General features: G+C 66.1%; 17 protein-coding genes. 14 read left to right on the forward strand and 3 right to left on the reverse strand.

The features are described from left to right. Positions 1-15 precede the first annotated feature (15 nt). Positions 16-1,440, forward strand: a complete 1,425-nt coding sequence (locus OHA42_RS00045; RefSeq protein WP_406233460.1) for an MFS transporter — start codon at positions 16-18, stop codon at positions 1,438-1,440. Next, on the forward strand, positions 1,437-2,183 hold the full coding sequence (locus tag OHA42_RS00050; RefSeq protein ID WP_406233462.1) for a 3-hydroxybutyrate dehydrogenase: 747 nt from the start codon (positions 1,437-1,439) through the stop codon (positions 2,181-2,183). Before OHA42_RS00045 ends, OHA42_RS00050 begins: the two co-directional genes overlap by 4 nt. Before the next feature lie 4 nt (positions 2,184-2,187). Here the strand turns inward: OHA42_RS00050 and OHA42_RS00055 are convergent, their stop codons facing one another. Next, entirely contained in the window at positions 2,188-2,781 is a 594-nt protein-coding gene (locus OHA42_RS00055; protein ID WP_406233464.1) for a TetR/AcrR family transcriptional regulator, read from the reverse strand. 93 nt (positions 2,782-2,874) lie between these two features. On the opposite strand from OHA42_RS00055, the gene OHA42_RS00060 reads away from it, so the two are divergent. The 8 genes from OHA42_RS00060 to OHA42_RS00095 all read left to right on the forward strand — a co-directional run bounded on the left by OHA42_RS00060 (position 2,875) and on the right by OHA42_RS00095 (position 12,772). After that, the gene (locus OHA42_RS00060) at positions 2,875-4,473 is read left to right on the forward strand and encodes a carboxyl transferase domain-containing protein (protein WP_406233466.1); all 1,599 of its coding nucleotides are present in this window, start codon (positions 2,875-2,877) and stop codon (positions 4,471-4,473) included. 5 nt (positions 4,474-4,478) lie between these two features. Beyond that, positions 4,479-6,557: an acetyl/propionyl/methylcrotonyl-CoA carboxylase subunit alpha gene (locus OHA42_RS00065; RefSeq protein ID WP_406233468.1), complete on the forward strand. Its 2,079-nt coding sequence runs from the start codon at positions 4,479-4,481 to the stop codon at positions 6,555-6,557. After that, a complete protein-coding gene (locus tag OHA42_RS00070) occupies positions 6,554-7,714 on the forward strand; it encodes an acyl-CoA dehydrogenase family protein (protein ID WP_406233470.1) in 1,161 nt (386 codons plus the stop codon). The genes OHA42_RS00065 and OHA42_RS00070 overlap by 4 nt, the downstream gene beginning before the upstream one ends. Further along, positions 7,711-8,205 (forward strand): MaoC family dehydratase, encoded by a 495-nt coding sequence (locus OHA42_RS00075; protein WP_406233472.1) that lies wholly within the window; start codon positions 7,711-7,713, stop codon positions 8,203-8,205. Before OHA42_RS00070 ends, OHA42_RS00075 begins: the two co-directional genes overlap by 4 nt. Further along, positions 8,202-9,017, forward strand: a complete 816-nt coding sequence (locus OHA42_RS00080; protein ID WP_406233474.1) for an HpcH/HpaI aldolase/citrate lyase family protein — start codon at positions 8,202-8,204, stop codon at positions 9,015-9,017. Before OHA42_RS00075 ends, OHA42_RS00080 begins: the two co-directional genes overlap by 4 nt. Positions 9,018-9,048: 31 nt before the next feature. Continuing rightward, entirely contained in the window at positions 9,049-10,995 is a 1,947-nt protein-coding gene (locus OHA42_RS00085; protein WP_406233476.1) for an acetoacetate--CoA ligase, read from the forward strand. A 412-nt stretch (positions 10,996-11,407) separates the two neighbouring features. Then, positions 11,408-12,502 carry a fatty acid desaturase family protein gene (locus OHA42_RS00090; protein ID WP_406233478.1) on the forward strand — a complete coding sequence of 365 codons (1,095 nt, stop codon included), beginning with the start codon at positions 11,408-11,410 and terminating at the stop codon, positions 12,500-12,502. Between the two features lie 18 nt (positions 12,503-12,520). Then, a complete protein-coding gene (locus OHA42_RS00095; RefSeq protein ID WP_406239935.1) occupies positions 12,521-12,772 on the forward strand; it encodes a hypothetical protein in 252 nt (83 codons plus the stop codon). On the opposite strand, the gene OHA42_RS00100 is transcribed toward OHA42_RS00095, so the two are convergent. Then, positions 12,769-14,028 (reverse strand): cytochrome P450, encoded by a 1,260-nt coding sequence (locus tag OHA42_RS00100; RefSeq protein WP_406233480.1) that lies wholly within the window; start codon positions 14,026-14,028, stop codon positions 12,769-12,771. The two genes, OHA42_RS00095 and OHA42_RS00100, sit on opposite strands and share 4 nt — an antisense overlap. Positions 14,029-14,095: 67 nt before the next feature. On the opposite strand from OHA42_RS00100, the gene OHA42_RS00105 reads away from it, so the two are divergent. Both OHA42_RS00105 and OHA42_RS00110 read left to right on the forward strand, forming a co-directional pair. Beyond that, positions 14,096-14,866: a type II toxin-antitoxin system Phd/YefM family antitoxin gene (locus OHA42_RS00105; RefSeq protein ID WP_406233482.1), complete on the forward strand. Its 771-nt coding sequence runs from the start codon at positions 14,096-14,098 to the stop codon at positions 14,864-14,866. Then, positions 14,863-15,303, forward strand: a complete 441-nt coding sequence (locus tag OHA42_RS00110; RefSeq protein ID WP_406233484.1) for a type II toxin-antitoxin system VapC family toxin — start codon at positions 14,863-14,865, stop codon at positions 15,301-15,303. Before OHA42_RS00105 ends, OHA42_RS00110 begins: the two co-directional genes overlap by 4 nt. Before the next feature lie 230 nt (positions 15,304-15,533). Here OHA42_RS00110 and OHA42_RS00115 read toward each other — a convergent pair whose 3' ends face one another. Continuing rightward, the gene (locus OHA42_RS00115) at positions 15,534-16,268 is read right to left on the reverse strand and encodes a DJ-1/PfpI family protein (protein ID WP_406233485.1); all 735 of its coding nucleotides are present in this window, start codon (positions 16,266-16,268) and stop codon (positions 15,534-15,536) included. A 119-nt stretch (positions 16,269-16,387) separates the two neighbouring features. Between OHA42_RS00115 and OHA42_RS00120 the strand changes: the two genes are divergently transcribed. Together OHA42_RS00120 and OHA42_RS00125 are read left to right on the forward strand one after the other, a co-directional pair. Then, positions 16,388-17,635, forward strand: a complete 1,248-nt coding sequence (locus OHA42_RS00120; protein WP_406233487.1) for a TetR/AcrR family transcriptional regulator — start codon at positions 16,388-16,390, stop codon at positions 17,633-17,635. A 214-nt stretch (positions 17,636-17,849) separates the two neighbouring features. After that, positions 17,850-19,103: a TetR/AcrR family transcriptional regulator gene (locus OHA42_RS00125; RefSeq protein WP_406233489.1), complete on the forward strand. Its 1,254-nt coding sequence runs from the start codon at positions 17,850-17,852 to the stop codon at positions 19,101-19,103. The last annotated feature ends 10 nt before the right edge of the window (positions 19,104-19,113 follow it).

A 19,113-nucleotide genomic window follows, 5' to 3' on the forward strand; every position in this document is an offset into this window, starting at 1 on the left:
TGAAGGAGAAGTTCGATGAGCGTGCGAAATGCGTTGCGGCCGACGGGCGGCGATCCCGGCGGGGTGCCCGCGGGCCTCAGGCGGGTGGTGGCCGCGTCGATGGCGGGCACGATCGTCGAGTGGTACGAGTTCTTCCTCTACGGCACCGCCGCGACGCTGGTCTTCAGCAAGGTGTTCTTCGCCAAGGGCACCAGCGACCTCGACGCCATCCTCGCCGCCTTCATCACCTATGCGGTCGGCTTCGCCGCGCGCCCGCTCGGCGGCATCGTCTTCGGATACTTCGGTGACCGCTACGGTCGCAAGAAGTTGCTCCAATTCAGCCTGCTGCTGGTGGGCAGCGCGACGTTCCTGATGGGCTGCCTGCCCACCTTCGGCCAAGTCGGCTACTTGGCGCCGGCGCTGCTCGTCACGCTCCGATTCATCCAGGGCTTCGCGGTCGGCGGTGAATGGGGTGGTGCGGTGCTGCTCGTCGCCGAACACAGTCCCAGCAAGAGCCGCGGTTTCTGGGCGAGTTGGCCACAGGCGGGCGTGCCCGCGGGCAACATGCTCGCCACGGTCGCGCTGCTGACCTTGACCTCGACGCTCTCGGATGCGGCATTCCTCAGCTGGGGCTGGCGGGTCGCGTTCTGGTTGTCCGCGGTCGTGGTGCTCGTCGGCTATTACATCCGGACGAAAGTCACCGACGCACCGATCTTCGTCGAGGCACAGCAGCAGGTCGAGCGGATCAAGGCCAGTTCGTTCACCGTCCTCGAGGTGCTGAAGCGTTATCCGCGTGGTGTTTTCACCGCCATGGGCCTGCGCTTCGGCGAAAACATCATGTACTACCTGGTCGTCACGTTCACGATCACCTATCTCAAGGTGCATGTCGGCATCAACACCAAGACGATCCTCTGGTGGCTGCTTGCCGCACACGCGGTGCACTTCCTCGCCATTCCGTTGGCAGGCAGGCTCAGCGACCGATTCGGCAGGCGTCCTGTCTACTTTGTCGGCGCGATCACCGCGGGTACCTGGGGCTTCTTCGCTTTCCCGATGATGGACAGCGGGCACAACGCGGTCATCATGTCCGCGATCATCATCGGCCTGGTTTTCCACGCACTGATGTATGCCGCACAGCCCGCGATCATGGCGGAGATGTTCCCGACGCGGATGCGCTATTCCGGGGTGTCACTGGGATATCAGGTCACCTCGATCGTGGCCGGATCGCTCGCGCCGATCATCGCCGTGCGGCTGCTCGACGAGTTCGGTTCCGCCGTCCCGATCGCCTGGTATCTGGCCGGGGCCGCCGCCGTCACCGCGATCGCCGTCTACTTCGCCAGGGAGACCAGCGGCATCGACCTGGAGAGCATCGACCTCGCCGACGCCGAAACCCTGGCCGCCGAGGCCGCCGCAGCACCAGCCACTTCGACACCAGCCGAAACCATCCGAATAGAGGTCAAATGAGTGATCTGACAGGACGTTCGGCACTGATCACCGGTGGCGCGAGCGGCATCGGCGCGGCGTGTGCGCGGGAGCTGGCCGCACGCGGCGCGCGGGTCACCATTGCCGACATCGATGACGTGGGCGCGAAATCGCTGGCCGCCGAGCTCGACGGAAAGGCATGGGCGGTGGACCTTCTCGATATCGCCGCATTGGAGAACCTGAAGCTCGAGGTGGACATCGTGGTGAACAACGCCGGGGTGCAGAGCATCAGCCCGATCGAAGAGTTCGCACCGGAACGGTTCCGTCACCTGCTCACCCTCATGGTCGAAGCGCCGTTCCTGCTCATTCGCGCGGCGCTGCCGCACATGTACCGGCAGGGGTTCGGCCGGATCATCAACATCTCATCGGTGCACGGTCTGCGCGCGTCCGAATACAAGGTCGCGTACGTGACGGCCAAGCATGGACTGGAGGGGCTGTCCAAGGTGACCGCTCTCGAGGGCGGCAGGCACGGGGTGACCAGCAACTGCGTCAATCCCGGTTACGTCAGAACACCCTTGGTGGACAAGCAGATCGCCGATCAGGCCAAGGCGCACGGAATCGCCGAACAGCAGGTGCTCGAGCAGGTGCTGTTGACCGAAAGCGCGATCAAACGTCTCGTCGAACCGGAGGAGGTCGCCGCCCTGGTCGGCTGGCTCGCCTCGGCCGACGCGGGCATGGTGACCGGCGCTTCCTACACCATGGACGGCGGGTGGAGCGCGCGGTGAATCCTCACCCCAGGGCCGAGAGCGCCATCTGGCGCAGGACCGGGCGGGCGCGGGTCGCGGTGGCGGAAGTCGCACTGTGCGGGGTGGAGTTGATCAGGCCGAAGGCCGCGTGAGCTTGTACGCGTGCGGTCTCCTCGGGCAGCTCCGGATGCAGGTCGCGCAGGACCGCGACCCAGATCTCGACATACTGCCGCTGGGCGCGGCGGAGTTCGCGGCGGGCGGCGGCGGGCACGTTGTCGAGGTCGCGGTCCTGGATCCGAATGAGCTCGGGCTCGCCGAGGGCGAAATCCAGATGGAAGTCGACGAGGCCGGCCAGCGCTTCGTCCGCCGATCCCGTCCGCGCCACCACCGCCTTCCCGCCGTCGAGCAGCCGCTGACTGACACCGACGAGCAGCTCGACCAGCAGCGCCTCTTTATTGGGGAAGTGGCGGTAGACCGCGGGACCGCTGATGCCGACGGCCGCGCCGAGGTCGTCGAGGCGCATGCCGAGGAACCCGCGCTCGGCGATGAGCCGGGCGCCCGCCTCCTTCAGCTGCGTGCGGCGCTGCGCTTTCAGTTGTTCCCTGCGGGTGAGCGCGACAGGTTCGAGGCTGGTCACACGCGCTCCTTTCGGCCGACCTGGACATCTCGGTTAATAAAGATTAACCTGAATTCCAGTTATCGGCGACTAACTGGATGGCAGGACAGCGTGATGACGGCAGTAGAAACGGCGGTCGACAACCGCACGGCGCATCAGGCGCTGACCGACGACCTGCGCGCACGGCTGGCGAGCGCCGCGCTCGGCGGACCGGCGAAGGCCAGGGAACGGCATGTGGCCCGCGGCAAGCTGCTCCCCCGGCAACGGGTGGATCAGCTGCTCGATCCGGGCAGCCCATTCCTGGAACTCTCCCCGCTGGCCGCCACCGGGATGTACGGCGACGACTCCCCCGGCGCCGGAATCATCACCGGCATCGGGCGGGTGTCCGGGCGCGAGTGCGTCATCGTGGCCAACGACGCCACCGTCAAGGGCGGCACCTACTACCCGATGACGGTGAAGAAGCACCTGCGCGCGCAGGAGATCGCGCTGCAGAACCAGCTGCCCTGCCTGTATCTGGTCGACTCCGGCGGCGCCTATCTGCCGCACCAGGACGAGGTGTTCCCCGATCGGGAGCATTTCGGCCGCATCTTCTTCAATCAGGCGACCATGAGCGCCAAGGCGATCCCGCAGATCGCCGCGGTGCTCGGGTCGTGCACCGCGGGCGGCGCGTATGTGCCCGCGATGAGCGACGAGGCGGTGATCGTGCGCAATCAGGGCACGATCTTCCTCGCCGGGCCGCCGCTGGTGAAGGCGGCGACCGGCGAGGTGGTGACCGCCGAGGAGCTCGGCGGCGGTGAATTGCACTCGCGCACCTCGGGGGTCACCGATCACCTGGCCGAAGACGACCAGGACGCGCTGCGCATCGTGCGCCGCATCGTGGCCACGCTCGGCCCGCGTCCGGCCAGTCCGTGGGACGTGCTGCCCACCGTCGCGCCCGCAGCGCCGGAATCCGAGCTCTACGACGTGGTGCCGGTCGATCTGCGCACGCCCTACGACGTCCGCGAGGTGATCGACCGGCTCGTCGACGGCGGATCGAACGGCGACAGCGGCTTTCATGAATTCAAGGCCGAATACGGCAAAACGCTGGTGACGGGGTTCGCCCACATCCACGGGCATCCGGTGGGCATTGTCGCCAACAACGGCGTGCTGTTCAGCGAGTCCGCTATGAAGGGCGCGCACTTCATCGAGCTGTGCGACAAGCGCAAGATCCCGCTGCTGTTCCTGCAGAACATCACCGGGTTCATGGTCGGCCGTGACTACGAGGCGGGTGGTATCGCCAAGCACGGAGCCAAGATGGTCACCGCGGTGGCGTGCGCGCGGGTGCCGAAACTCACGGTGGTGATCGGCGGTTCCTATGGTGCGGGCAATTACTCGATGTGCGGGCGCGCGTATTCGCCGCGCTTCCTGTGGATGTGGCCGAACGCCAGGATCTCGGTGATGGGTGGCGAGCAGGCGGCCTCGGTGCTCTCGACCGTCCGCGGCGATCAACTCGACAGCAGCGGACGGCCGTGGTCGGCGGCGGACGAAGAGGCGTTCAAAGCGCCGATTCGCGATCAGTACGAGCACCAGGGCAATCCGTACTATTCGACGGCCCGACTCTGGGACGACGGCGTCATCGACCCTGCCGATACGAGAACCGTGCTCGGACTTGCCCTTTCGGTGTGCGCGCAGGCGCCGCTCGAACCCGTTTCCTACGGCGTCTTCCGGATGTGATCGCGATGCTGAACAACTCTCATCCCGTCGAATTCGACACCGTGCTCGTGGCCAATCGCGGCGAGATCGCGGTGCGGGTCATTCGTACCCTGCGCGCCTTGGGAATTCGTTCCGTCGCGGTGTACAGCGACGCCGACGCCGACGCCAGGCATGTCCACGAGGCCGATGTCGCGGTGCGACTCGGTCCGGCCCCGGCCAGGGCGAGTTATCTCGCCATCGACAAGGTGGTGGCGGCCGCCGTGCGTACCGGAGCGCAGGCCGTGCACCCCGGCTACGGGTTCCTCTCGGAGAATGCCGCCTTCGCTGCGGCGCTGGCCGAGGCGGGCATCGTCTTCCTCGGACCGCCCGCCCGGGCCATCGAGATCATGGGCGACAAGATCGCGGCCAAGAACACCGTCGCGGCCTTCGACGTGCCGGTGGTGCCCGGTATCGCCCGGCCCGGCCTCACCGACGAGGAACTGATCGCCGCGGCCACGGACATCGGATACCCGGTGCTGGTCAAGCCGTCGGCCGGCGGCGGCGGCAAGGGCATGCGCCTGGTCGAAGCGCCGCAACAGCTTCCGGGCGCGCTGGCGAGTGCGCGCCGCGAGGCCGGTGCGGCATTCGGCGACGACACCCTGTTCCTGGAACGGTTCGTTACGCGACCACGGCACATCGAGGTGCAGATCCTCGCCGACCAGTTCGGCCACGTGATCCATCTCGGCGAACGGGAATGCAGCCTGCAGCGCCGCCATCAGAAAGTGGTCGAGGAGGCCCCCTCACCGCTGCTGGACGCGCAAACTCGCGCCCGGATCGGCGCCGCCGCCTGCAATACGGCGCGCAGCGTGAACTATGTCGGCGCGGGCACTGTCGAGTTCATCGTCTCCGCCGACCGGCCGGACGAATTCTTCTTCATGGAGATGAATACCCGGCTGCAGGTGGAGCATCCGGTCACCGAGCTGGTGACCGGCGTCGATCTGGTGGAATGCCAGGTGCGCATCGCGGCCGGGCAGAAGCTCATGGTCGAGCAGGACGAGATTCGGCTCGTCGGGCATGCGATCGAGGCCAGGGTGTACGCCGAGGACCCGGGCCGTGGATTCCTGCCGACCGGCGGCACCGTGCTCGACCTGTCGGAGCCGGAAGGCCATGGTGTGCGGGTGGATTCGGGGCTGCGGATCGGCACGGTGGTCGGCAGCGACTACGACCCGATGCTGTCGAAGGTCATCGCGCACGGCCACGACAGGGGCGCGGCGCTCGCGAAACTGGATCGGGCACTTGCCGATACGGTGCTGCTCGGCGTGACGAGCAATATCGAGTTCCTGCGCTTTCTGCTGGCCGACCCGGATGTGGTCGCGGGCAAGCTCGACACCGGATTGCTCGACCGTCGGGTCACCGACTTCCACCCCGCGCCGGTCACCGATGACGACCTCATCGCGGCCGCGACCTATCACTGGCTGCGGCGCTGGCCCACCACTGCGGGCGACCCGTGGGCGGTGCCCTCCGGGTGGCGGATCGGGGCGGCCGCACCGACACCGATCCGGCTGGCCGGCGGCGATCGCGTCGAGCACGTGTACCTGAGCGGGACCCCGGCTGCGGCGGTCGTGCGGGTCGGCGACGACGGCGAATCAGCCTCGCTGTCCGCTGCTTTCGTCGCACAGAGCTCGGCAACGGCCGGTGCTCTCACCCTCACACTGGCCGGTCTGCGGCGCGAATACCGCATCGCCGAATACGACGAACAGCTCTGGGTGGCCGGACCCGGCGGCGTCACCACGCTGCGGGAATTGGCGGAGGTCAAGGTCCGCGGCGGCGATGAACATGTCGGCGACGCCGAGATCGTCAGTCCCATGCCGGGTTCGGTGATCGCGGCGCCGGTCCGCTCCGGCGCCGTGGTGGCCGCCGGAGCACCGGTGGTGGTCGTGGAGGCGATGAAGATGGAACATTCGCTCACCGCGCCGATCGCGGGCATCGTCGAACTACTTGTCGAGCCGGGCACCCAGGTGCGGCTCGGCCAGCCCCTGGCACGCATTACGGCAGCGCCGATCGAGGCCGAGTCCGCCGCACCCGACCAGACGAATACCGCTGAGCGCGAAGGAGACCCAGCATGACCGACTTCCTGTCCACGGGCACACTGCCCGACGACTACCGTGACCTCGCCATGACCGTACGTGATTTCGCGCAGTCGGTGGTGGCGCCGGTGTCCGCCGAACACGATGCGAACCACACCTTCCCGTACAAGGTGGTCGCGGGCATGGCGGAGATGGGCCTGTTCGGCCTGCCGTTCCCCGAGGAGTTCGGCGGCATGGGCGGCGACTACTTCGCGCTGTGCCTGGCGCTGGAGGAACTCGGCAAGGTCGATCAGAGCGTGGCCATCACCCTCGAGGCCGGAGTGTCGCTCGGCGCGATGCCCATCTACCGTTTCGGCAATGACGAGCAGAAGCAGGAATGGCTGCCGCAGCTGACCAGTGGCCGCGCCCTTGCCGCGTTCGGGCTGACCGAACCCGGCGCGGGCAGCGATGCGGGCGGCACCCGCACCACCGCCACGCTCGACAGCGGTGAGTGGATCATCAACGGCAGCAAGCAGTTCATCACCAACTCCGGTACCGACATCACCAAGCTGGTGACGGTCACCGCGGTGACCGGCCAGTCGGGCGGCAAGAAGGAGATCTCCACCATCCTGGTGCCGACCACCACCCCCGGTTTCGTCGCCGAGCCCGCCTACAACAAGGTGGGCTGGAATGCCTCCGACACCCACCCGCTGAGCTTCACCGACGTGCGGGTGCCTGCGGAGAACCTGCTCGGCGAACGCGGCCGCGGCTATGCGAACTTCCTGCGCATCCTGGACGAGGGCCGCATCGCCATCGCCGCGCTTTCGGTCGGCGCCGCGCAGGGCTGCGTCGACGAAAGCGTGCGCTACGCGAAGGACCGCGAGGCCTTCGGCAGGCCCATCGGCCGCAATCAGGCCATCGCCTTCAAGATCGCCCGCATGGAGGCGCGCGCGCACGCCGCACGCACCGCCTACTACGACGCGGCCGCACTGATGCTCGCGGGCAAGCCGTTCAAGAAGCAGGCCGCGATCGCGAAGCTGGTGGCCAGCGAGGCGGCGATGGACAACGCCCGCGACGCCACCCAGATCTTCGGCGGCTACGGGTTCATGAACGAATACGCTGTGGCAAGGCACTATCGCGACAGCAAGATCCTGGAGATCGGCGAGGGCACAACGGAGGTGCAGTTGATGCTGATCGGGCGGGAGTTGGGGCTGTGAACGCTCCGGTGCAGCCGCGCAGGATTGTGCAGCGTGGCCTGTGGTTCGAGGAGCTGGAGACCGACGTGGTGTACGAGCACCGGCCGGGCCGCACCATCACCGAGGCCGACAATGTCCTGTTCACCACGCTGACGATGAACACCCAGGCGCTGCACCTGGATGCGGCGTTCAGCGAGCAGCTGCCGCCGTTCCACCAGCGCCTGGTGAATTCGATGTTCACCCTCTCCACCCTGGTCGGCCTTTCGGTCACGCAACTGACGCAGGGCACCATCGTCGCCAACCTCGGTTTCTCCGAGATCGCCTTCCCGAAGCCGCTGTTCCACGGCGACACCATGTACGCCGAGACGGTGGTCACCGACAAGCGGGAGTCCAAGAGCCGCCCCGGCGAGGGCATCGCCACCTTCGCGCACACCGCACGCAATCAACATGGCGATATCGTCGCGACGGCGGTGCGCAAGACGCTGGTCCGCAAAGATCCGAGCCGAGCATGAGCTGGGAGATGGCGGGCCCCGCATGGCTGTTCTGCCCGGCCGATCGCCCCGAACGCTACGAAAAGGCCGCAGCCGCAGCCGATGTGGTGATCATCGACCTCGAGGACGGCGTGGCCGCCGGTGACAAGGCGGCGGCGCGCAAGGCATTGATCGACACCCCGCTCGATCCCGAGACCACCGTTGTGCGAATCAATGCCGTCGACACCGAGGACCACGACTCGGACCTCGCCGCTCTGCACCGCACCGAATATCGACGGATCATGCTGCCCAAATGTGAATCCGCCGAACAGCTCACTGCGCTCTCGGAGTACGAAGTGATCGCGCTGATCGAATCGCCGCTCGGCGCGCTCGCGGTCGGCAGGGCGGCGATGGCGCGCAATGCGATCGGCGTGATGTGGGGGGCCGAAGATCTCGTCGCCGGGCTCGGCGGGAACTCGAGCAGGCATGCCGACGGCAGCTATCGCGATGTGGCACGGCATGTTCGGTCCACCTCGCTGCTCGCGGCCAAGGCGTACGGAAAGTTCGCCCTCGACTCGGTGTTCCTGAATTTCCGCGATCTCGACGGACTGCGGGCGGAATCGCTGGATGCGGTCGCGATCGGTTTCGACGCGAAGGTGGCCATTCATCCGAGCCAGGTTCCGGTCATCAGAGCGGCATACGCGCCGTCCGAGGACGAAATCGACTGGGCCAGAAGGGTACTCGACGAGGTGCCGAAACACCGGGGGGTATTCGCCTTCGAGGGCCGGATGGTCGATGCGCCGGTGCTGCGCCATGCCGAACAGATCGTGCGGCGTGCGGCCCCCCACAGCTGATTCAACAAGAGCCGAGCCAGGAGGTAGTGCGGTGCAACCACAATGGGTGCCGACCGAGCACGATATCGCCGATGCCAGAATCACCGACTTCGCGAAGTTCGTGGCGGCTCGCACGGGTGTGTCCGCACCGGACTACCGGGCACTGTGGCAATGGTCGGTCGACGACCTGCCCGGTTTCTGGCACGCGGTGTGGGACTACTTCGAGCTCGGTGCGATCGGCGGCGAGGTGCTCGCCAGCACTGAAATGCCTGGTGCACAGTGGTTTCCCGGGACTCGGCTGAACTATGTCGACCAGGTTATTCGTCAGTTCCGCACCGACCGCCCCGCCATCGTGCAGATCACCGAGGACAGCTCGCCGCGTGCGGTGTCCTGGACCGAATTGATCGACGGCACCGCGGCCTTCGCGCGCACTTTGCGCTCGCTCGGCGTGCAGCCGGGCGATCGAGTAGCGGGATATCTGCCGAATATCCCGGAGGCGGTGATCGCGTTCCTGGCGACCGCGAGCATCGGTGCGGTGTGGAGCGCCTGCGGGCAGGACTATTCCCCCAAAGCCGCGCTCGACCGGCTCGGCCAGCTGGAACCGACGGTGCTCGTCACGGCCGACGGCTACCGCTTCGGCGGCAAGGCCCACGACAAGCGCGACGACATCGCGGCACTGCAAGCCGGACTCGGCACACTGAAGGCCACCGTCGCCGTCTCCCAACTGGGCCTGGAAGTCCCGGAGACGCTGTCGTGGCGCGCGGCCACCGCCAATGCCGAGACCGAAGCCGCCGTCATCGAGACCGCGGCCGTCGACTTCGACCACCCGCTGTGGATCGTGTTCTCCTCCGGCACCACGGGCTTACCGAAGGGCATCGTGCACGGCCACGGCGGCGTCATGATCGAGCACCTCAAAGCCGTTGCCCTGCAGGCGGATATCGGGCCCGACGACACCTTCTTCTGGTACACCAGCCCCAGCTGGATGATGTGGAACTTCCAGATCGCCGGTCTGCTCGTCGGCGCAACCATCGTCTGCTACGACGGCAGCCCCACCTACCCCTCCCCGGATGCCCTGTGGCACCACGCCGCTCAGGTCGGCGCGACTGTGCTCGGCACCAGCCCCGGCTACGTGCTCGCCTGCATCAAGGCGGGTGCGGTGCCACGCACCGATCACGACCTTTCCGCGCTGCGCCAGGTCGGCATCACCGGTTCGTCGCTGCCGCCCTCCTCGGCAGTGTGGCTCGGCGACAACGTCGGCGAGCACGTGCAGGTCGCCTCGATCAGCGGCGGCACCGACGTGGTCTCCGCCTTCATCGGCGGCGCGCGCACAGTGCCCACCTGGCCCGGCGAACTGTCCGCCCCCTATCTGGGTGTCGCACTCGAGGCTTTCGACCCCGATGGCCATCCGGTCCGTGACGAGGTCGGTGAGCTGGTCATCACCGCGCCCATGCCCTCCATGCCGGTGCGCTTCTGGAACGATCCCGACGGAACCCGTTACCACGACGCCTATTTCGACATGTTCCCCGGCGTATGGCGGCACGGTGACTGGATCACCATCACCGACCGCGGCAGCGTGGTCGTGCACGGCCGCTCCGACTCCACCCTCAACCGGCACGGCATCCGGATGGGCAGCGCCGACATCTACCAATCCGTCGAGCGCCTGCCCGAGATCTCCGAGGCGCTTGTCATCGGGGCCGAACAGCCCGACGGCGGCTACTGGATGCCGCTGTTCGTCGTCCTCGCCCCCGGCGCCGAGCTCACCGACGAGCTGAAGACACGCATCAACACCGCCATCCGCACCGAGGTCTCCCCGCGCCACGTACCGGACGAAATCCTTGTCGCCCCCGGCATTCCGCATACCAGAACCGGTAAGAAGCTCGAGGTCCCGATCAAGAAGCTCTTCCAGGGCGCGGACCCGGCCCGCGTCGTCGAGCGCAGCGCCGTCGACAACCCGGACCTGCTCGATTGGTATGGCTCTATCCGCCCACGGCCCGCATAGTGACGAATCCATAAATATGGCCACCACGGAGTCGTTCATGGACGTCGATATTCGAAGATTGCGTGGCAGCCTCCACCGCCATCGGCGCGGATGCGTCTGATTGCGCTGCGCCACAGGGCTTTCCATGCCGGATTGCCTCTGGGCGATCCGTACGCGATGCTCAATGCAATGGACGACCTCCGCGTCCGCCGTCCGTCGGCAAAAGAGGTCGCCCGCGCAGTGCGTACACTCGTGTGGGACCGGTTGCGGCCGATCGCCCCGCCGCCACCAGGGGCGCCGTCACGGTGGAAGAGGCTCACCGGTCGAACTCGGCCCGCACGGAGATGCCGCACGTCCCTGCACCATGGTGGGAATCCTGAAAGTGAACCACATGACGGTAGGCGGACCACGAACGGAAAGATCTCCTGGACTGGTGGCGTCGCGATCCGCCGCCACGACAGGTGCCGTATCGGCGCGTGGCAGCGAGTACGCGGTTTTGTTGCGTCGGGTGCGCCAGGCTGGACTACTGGAGCGGCAGTTGGGGTATTACCTCCGCAAGATTGCGGTCATCGCGGCGGCATTGGTGGCCGGGTGGACGGCGTTCTTCCTTGTCGGCGATTCGTGGTGGCAACTGAGCATCGCCGCGTTCCTGGCGGTTCTGTTCGCCCAGATCGCGTTCCTGGGCCATGACGCTGGGCACCGCCAGATCTTCGGGACCCGGCGGGCCAACTATCTGTTCGGTGTGATCGCCGGCAATCTCGGTATCGGGCTGAGTATTGGCTGGTGGACCAGCAATCACAACCGGCACCACGCCCACCCCAACACCGAAGGAGCGGATCCCGACGTTTCGGGGATCTTGGCTCACTCCGGGGATCGAGCACAGACCAGCACTGGCATTCGGCGGCTGATATTCCGTCACCAAGCCTGGCTATTTTTTCCGATGTTGTTCCTCGAGGCCGCCAGTCTGCACTACTCGAGCGTCCGAGCGGTGCTGCGGTGGCCGATCCCCAACCGGGTCTGGGAGGGTGTGCTACTCGCGGCGCACGCCGCCGGATACCTGGCAGCGACGTTGCTGGTCCTCTCCCCGGCCAAAGCGGTCGCCTTCATCGTTGTCCAGCAGGGACTGTTCGGGTTCTATATGGGCTGCACCTTCGCGCCCAACCACAAGGGCATGGAAGTCCTGGAAGAAGGCGACGCCACCGACTTCCTACGCCGTCAGGTGCTCACATCCCGCAACGTTCGCGGCAGCCGACTTGTCGACGCGGCACTAGGCGGCCTGAACTACCAGATCGAGCACCATCTGTTCCCATCGATGCCGCGGCCCAATCTGCGCCGAGCCCAGCCACTGGTCGTGGAGTTCTGTACCGAGATCGGTCTGCCGTATTGCCAGACCAGCCTCCTCGACTCCTATGCCCAGGCGCTGAGCCACCTCCACGCTGTCGGCAAATTCACCCGGCCATTACCACTGGTTGCGCCGGGTGAATCAGGTTCGAGTACGACCGCAGACCGAGTTCCCCCTGTCAGCTGAACGCCCGTGCTGACACCGATGTTTTCACCGTCCGAGGTGGCGAACACCGCATCGTCGGTACAGCCGGCCGCCTGCACGATGACCCGACAGCTGCGGATACGTCGTATTGGACTGCACCACAATGCTTTTTGCGCACAGATCATCGTCAGGACGAAGGATTTCGAAGTCCCGATCAAGAAGCACTTCCAGGGCGCAGACCCGGCCCGCGTCGTCGAGCGCAGCGCCGTCGACGACCCGGACCTCCTCGATTGGTACGCCGCGCTGCGTTAGAGCGTCGTCGACGCCGACGCCGGAGGGAACGTGACAGGCAGAGCGGTCAGGGCGCGGTGGAACGGCCCTGGCCGCCATACCAATTCGTCAGCCGGGATGGCCAGTTCGAGTTCCGGCAATGCGTCGAGCAGCTGGTCGATAGCGTCCTCGGCGATCTGGTAGCCCACCGACTGAGCCGGGCAGGCGTGCGGTCCGAGGCTCCAGGCCAGATGTGAGCGATTGCCCACCCGGTCGCCGGTATTCACCGCTGGGTCGCTATTGCAGGCGGCCATGCTGATGATGACCGGCTGATGGGCGGGCAGCCAGACGTCGTCGATCAGAATCGGCTGCCGTGGATAGCTGAAGCACATATTCGCCAACGGCGGGTCGTTGAACAAGACCTCGTCGAGGGCATCACGAGTCGACAATCTACCGTCCAGGACATCACCCGCGAACCGTTCGTCGACCAGGATCAGCAGCATGGTTTTGACGATCAGATTCTGTAGCGGTTCAAGCCCCGCGCCGTAGAGGGCGGCGAGCTGATGCAGCGCCTCCGTGTCATCGAGTGCGGCCGGATGCTGCAACACCCGCGAAGTGACATCGTCACCCGGCTGTTCGCGTTTGAGCGTGACCAGCTCCATCAGCGCCTCGGCGAGCATCACGTTGCCCTCCGTGGAGTCGACGCTCTCGATGACAGCCGAGATGCCCGCCGCGATCCGGCGGCCGATTTCCGGCGGACAGCCGAGCAAGGCATTGACGCAGTCGAAGACGAGCGGAAAGGCGTATCGGCTGATCAGATCGGCCGTACCGGTTTCGCAGAAGCTGTCGATCAGCGGCACGGCGATCTGCTCGACGGTGGCATGCATGGCGTGTCGATCGACCGCATCGAGGCTGGCCGTATTGACCTGCCGGTAGCGATGGTGCTCGAGGCCGGCACTGTGCTGCGCGTTCGGACGCCACCCCATCACCGGCAGCACCGGGCAGTCGCTGGGGATGTCGCGCTCCCAGGTGCGCGGATCAGCCGGGAAGCGTTCCGGATCGTGCAGGATCCGCACCGCGGTTCGGTATCCGATCACCAAAGTGGCAGGCACGCCGGGTGCGATGTCCACCGGCACCATCGAGCCATAGCGGTCACGCAATGCTCGATAGGCGCCATGCGGATCGGTGGCGAACTCCGGGGCATACAGCGGGACACGTTCACTATCGGGTATCACCGGTGAGTCGAGATGCGGAACCGGACAGGTCGCGGCCTGGGCGTTCGATTGCGATGCACTCACCGGTTGGCTCCTCGTCACGCTCGCGACCTGGACTGGCCGCAGCGTATCAGTCGACCGCCCCTACGCCGTGATCATTGCAGAGGCAGGAGATATTGCGCGCCAAGCTTTTTGCCATGTTTGGGAAGACGGACGCGGGCGGGTTCCCGTGGTTCGAAGAGGACTACACCTTTGCGGGATTCATGTTCACCGATCCCGACATCTGCCGAATCTATGTGCGGCTGAGCGGCAGTTCGATGCCACCCATGGCACCGAACTGCCGCTCACCTACCCCGACGGCCGCCCCTTCATCGGATACGCCAACCTGGCACAAGAACTCGCACCACTCATCCGCGACAGCGACCTCACCACCCAACGGGTCATTGATGAAGCCGATGACTACTGCGCCGCTGTTGTAGACCTGCGCGCTTGGCTCGGACCTGCGGTTCCCCTGAACGCGGCGATACGCGGACCGACAAGGAGGTGGCCTATGAACAGCCGCCTCCGTCATCAACCAGACACTTATCGCGACACCCCAGCTGTGTGTCCACAACCTAGCATTTGTGGCTACAATATCTCATATAAATATGGCCACCAAGGAGTGTTCATGGACGTCGGTATTCGGGAACTGCGTGACAGCCTCAGCCGCCACCTAGCCGAGGTTCGCTCTGGACATACGGTGACCATCACCGACCATGGACGACCGATCGCCCGTATCGTTCCGGTCGAGCGGCTGACGAGGCTGGAGCAGTTGCGCGAGGAAGGACGCATACAACCTGCGCGCACGAGGAAGCAGCCAGCACCGGAACCGGTCCACGCGAAAGGCATCGTCAGCGAGCTCATCGATGAGCAGCGCCGGTGATCGGATACCTGGATACGTCAGCCTTTGTCCCCCTGCTGGTCAGCGAACCGAGCAGCCATGCCTGCCGCCGATTTTGGAATGATGCCGACGCCGTCGTGTCGAGCAGACTGCTCTATATCGAGACTGCGGCCGCCCTCGCCCAGGCGCACCGAATGGCACGCCTCCGCGACGCGGAGTATGCCGCGTGCCGACATCTCCTGGACCAACTGTGGCCGCAAATAGAAATCACCGAAGTCGACGAGGCATTGATCCTGCGCGCGGCAGAACTAGCCGACCTGCTTGCGCTGCGCGGATACGACGCCGTCCACTGCGCCTCCGCCGAACAGGTGGAGGACACCGATCTCGTCGTCGCTTCAGGCGACAAGCGTCTGCTCGAAGCGTGGAAGGCATTGGGGCTGGCCACCTTCGACACTAATGCACCGGATGACGTCGGCTGAAGCGAAGGTCTCGTCGAAGTCGGAAAATTCCCGCCCGAGGTACTGCCATGTGGCCCCTCCAGCGAACTGGCTCAGACTGCCGTCGAGCGACGGGAACCTTCCGCCGGGCCTCTGATCGAGGAACAGCAGATCCACTGCGACTTCGACAGCGTCCGCGTGGTGGAGGGGTTTCAGCACTGGCCTGCCACAGCCGTCGCGCGAACAGCTGTATCTCGGACTATGCCGAGGCGTCAGCTACGGATGCGCCGAATAGTGCTACGCCACAGAGCTTTTTGAGCTCCCGTGATGGTCAGGACGAAGGATTCGCTGCGCCGCAGGGCCGGGGCCATCCTGGCTTGGTCGGCCAACGCCTTGCGGCACACCACGGCCGAGGCCTTGCTCGGGTGGCCCGCGTCGAAAGGCGGCTGTGGGTCGTATTCGATGTCGAGCTGGATGATTTCGGCGCGTTCCCGACCGTGGGTTTCACCGACCAACCACAGGGCGAGGTCGAGTCCTGCCGCGACACCCGCGGCGGTGACAATCCGGTCTGCGTGCACGATTCGCTGGTCGCGTTGAGGTTTGGCGCCCATCAGGCCGAGTGCGCCCTGTGCGGCCCAGTGGGTGGTGGCGGGTTTTCCGTCGAGCAGGCCCGCAGCGGCGAGGACCAGCGCGCCGGTGCACACCGATGTGGTCCACGTGGTGGTTTCGTGCGCCGACTCCAACCAGTCGAGGACACGTTTATCGCTGGCGATGGCGGTGGCGGCGGGACCGCCGGGAATGACGATGATCTGCGGTGCGGGAGTTTCCTCGAAGGTATGCGTCACGCCGAGGGCGAGTACTCCGCTGTCGGTGATCACCGGACCCGGCTCGTGTCCGACGAACCTGACTTCGGTGCCGGGCACGAACCGCAGCACTTCGTACGGCCCGATCGCATCCAGCGCGGTCACCCCCGGATAAAGAACGATCGCGATTTGTTGAGCACTCATTGCTCAGCCTCCCACATCAAGCAGAAATCAAACGTTAAACCATTTGCGTTCACTGGGCCTGATGTCGGTCCGCGACCTGGGCAAATCATGGGGGCCGCCAGGTCGTTACCATTGTCGGCATGAGTGTCGACAATCGCCGTACGGCGCGCAAGGCGGTCAGCGGCGACCCGGCACCTCGGGAGATCCGGCGTCGACCGAAGAATCGGCGCGCCCAGATCGCCGCGGCGTCGGCGGCGGCGTTCGGCGCGCTGGGGTATCACGGCGTGAGCATGGAGGACATCGCCTCCGGGCTCGGCATCAGCTCGGCGGCGCTGTACCGGCACTATCCGAGCAAGTACGCGCTGTTCCGGGAGGAACTGCTGCGGGTGGGCGCCGCAATGACCCAGTCCGTCGAGCTGCCGGAGACGGCCGCGGACTCCGCGCCGGAGCAGCGGCTGCGCGAGGTGCTCGATTCGCTGATCGCCGTGACGATCGAGAATCGCGCCACGGTCACCCTGGTCCGCTGGGAAGGGCGCTACCTCGAGCCGGAAGACCTCGAGGTGCTCACCGAACAGCAGCTGACCGTCGTCGGCGCGCTGGGCGATCAGCTCGCGGCGGTGCGGCCCACGCTCAGCGACAACGATGTCAGGGTGCTGCGCGCGGCCATGTTGAGCGCGATCACGAGCATTGCCGACCATCACGCGACATTGCTCGCGAAACCTCTTGCCCGCCTGTTGAATTCGGCCAGTCTGGCGATCAGCTCGGCGGAGCTGCCGCCGGAGCAGGCGGTGGCGGACCCGGTGCCCGCGGTGGAGATCCCGGATTCGTTCAAACACGAGCTGCTGCTACGCAAGGCGGTCGAGCTCTTCCACGATCGCGGCTACCCAAATGTCAGCGTCGAGGAAATCGCTACTGCCGCAGGACTTTCGGCGGCTTCCGCGGTGTATCGCTTCTATCGGGGCAAGAGCGATCTGCTGGCCGCCGCGTTTCGACGGGCCGCCGACCGGGTTTCGGGTGCGATCGGGCCCGCGGTGGCCGCCGCACCCGACGCCGAGGCAGCCATCACCGCGCTGATCGAGCAGTATGTGGCAGGCTCGTTCGCCGAGCGTGCGCTGACGTTCGTGTACTACACGGAATTCCAGCATGTTCCCGCGGAGGAACGAGCGGTGCTGCGAAATATTCAGCGGCTCAGCGTGGAGGAGTGGGCTCGGCTGGTGCGCGAGGTGCGCGGCGAGCTGTCGCCTGCGGAGGCCCGCTTCCTTGTTCATGCCGCGTTCGCGTTGGTGGTCGATCTCGGCCGTTCCTTCGGCACCGAGCCGATCGCATCGCCCGCCCGGGTGGCCCTGCTGATGCAGCTCGTCCTCTTCGGACGTCCCGCGCGGGCGTAGTCTGCCCGCGCCGCCGACGGTCCCGCACCCTCCCCAAACGTGGGCAGAATGCGATACCGACCGGTCGATGAAGTTATCAATGATTCTGATACCGAGCGCAACAGGTACTCCATGTAGAAGCGATATCTACCAGAATTTGTGATCTTTGATTCAATTCGATCACGAGCCAGGAAAGCCGCGGATTCCCAGCATCTGATTGGGCTACCATCGCGGCATGGATGCCATGGATCGCCGCATTGCGCGGAAAGCGACCGCAGGCGCGGGCGGCTCCGCACGCGCGGTGCGGCGGCGTCCGCGCGACCGGCGGGCCCAGATCGCAGCGGCCTCCGCGGAGGCCTTCGGATCCTTCGGATACCACGGCGTGAGCATGGAGGACATCGCCTCTCGGCTCGACATCACCTCCACCGCGCTCTACCGGCACTACCCGAGCAAGTACGCGCTGTTCCGGGAGGAGGCGCTGCGCCTGGGCGGACTCAGCGAAGAAGCCGTGACGTTGCCCGCGGAGCTGCGCGAGCGGCCCGCCGCGGAACGCCTCGGCCATATCCTCGACGCCCTGATCGCGGCATCCATCGCGAATCGCCGCAGCGCCGCCCTGTTGCGCTGGCAGAACCGCTACCTCGAGGCCGCCGATCGCCAGATCCTGATCGACCAACTCACGGCCACCGATGCGGTGGTCCGCGCACTGCTCGCCGAGACACGTCCGGAACTGGACGGTGCGGACCGAACGGTGCTCGCGGCCGCCGCCATGAGCGTGATCGGCAGCATCTCCGATCACCATGTCTCGGTGCCGGTGCGTCCGCTGACCACGCTGTTGCGTGCCGCTTGCCGTTCGGTCACCACCTGCGAGCTGCCACCGCTGAACAGCACGGACACCGAATCCGTTGGGGCAAGCGAGATTCCGCTGACCTTCAAGCACGAGCTACTGCTGAAGCGCGCGGTCGAGCTGTTCCACGCGCGAGGCTATCCGAATGTCAGTGTGGAGGATATCGCCACTGCGGCCGGGCTGCCCGCATCGTCGGCGGTGTACCGCTTCTACCGCAGCAAAGGCGATATTCTCGCCGCTGCGTTCCGTCGTGCGGCAGACCGGGTTTCGGCGGCGATCGGGCCCGCGATCGCCGCATCCGACAGCCCCGAACAGGCGCTGACAACGCTGATCGAGCTGTATGTGACGGGCTCGTTCGCCGAGCGCGACCTGACCTTCGTCTACTACGCCGAGATCAGCAATGTACCGGCGGAGGCTCGCACGGTGCTGCGAAACATCCAGCGGCTCAACGTCGAAGAGTGGGCGAAGCTGCTCGCCGCTGTTCGTCCCGAGCTCACCGCGGCCGAGGCGCGACTGCTCGTGCACACCGCGCTCGCTCTGGTCGTCGATCTCGGTCAATGGCTCGGCCCCGACAATCCGGTCTGCTCGCGGCGGCGGGTGATCCACCTGATGCAGATCATTCTGTTCGGCCGTCCCACAGGCTGATTACGGCTGC

This window comes from Nocardia sp. NBC_01009 (assembly GCF_045208035.1).
GTDB lineage: Bacteria > Actinomycetota > Actinomycetes > Mycobacteriales > Mycobacteriaceae > Nocardia.

Excerpts from the sequence above, each read along its gene's own strand:
- OHA42_RS00080 (WP_406233474.1), top strand. The coding sequence starts at position 8,202 with ATGAGCTGGGAGATGGCGGGCCCCGCATGGCTGTTCTGCCCGGCCGAT.
- OHA42_RS00125 (WP_406233489.1), top strand. The coding sequence starts at position 17,850 with ATGGATGCCATGGATCGCCGCATTGCGCGGAAAGCGACCGCAGGCGCG.
- OHA42_RS00095 (WP_406239935.1), top strand. The coding sequence starts at position 12,521 with ATGTTTTCACCGTCCGAGGTGGCGAACACCGCATCGTCGGTACAGCCG.
- OHA42_RS00120 (WP_406233487.1), top strand. The coding sequence starts at position 16,388 with ATGAGTGTCGACAATCGCCGTACGGCGCGCAAGGCGGTCAGCGGCGAC.
- OHA42_RS00050 (WP_406233462.1), top strand. The coding sequence starts at position 1,437 with ATGAGTGATCTGACAGGACGTTCGGCACTGATCACCGGTGGCGCGAGC.
- OHA42_RS00115 (WP_406233485.1), bottom strand. The coding sequence starts at position 16,268 with ATGAGTGCTCAACAAATCGCGATCGTTCTTTATCCGGGGGTGACCGCG.
- OHA42_RS00070 (WP_406233470.1), top strand. The coding sequence starts at position 6,554 with ATGACCGACTTCCTGTCCACGGGCACACTGCCCGACGACTACCGTGAC.
- OHA42_RS00045 (WP_406233460.1), top strand. The coding sequence starts at position 16 with ATGAGCGTGCGAAATGCGTTGCGGCCGACGGGCGGCGATCCCGGCGGG.
- OHA42_RS00065 (WP_406233468.1), top strand. The coding sequence starts at position 4,479 with ATGCTGAACAACTCTCATCCCGTCGAATTCGACACCGTGCTCGTGGCC.
- OHA42_RS00060 (WP_406233466.1), top strand. The coding sequence starts at position 2,875 with ATGACGGCAGTAGAAACGGCGGTCGACAACCGCACGGCGCATCAGGCG.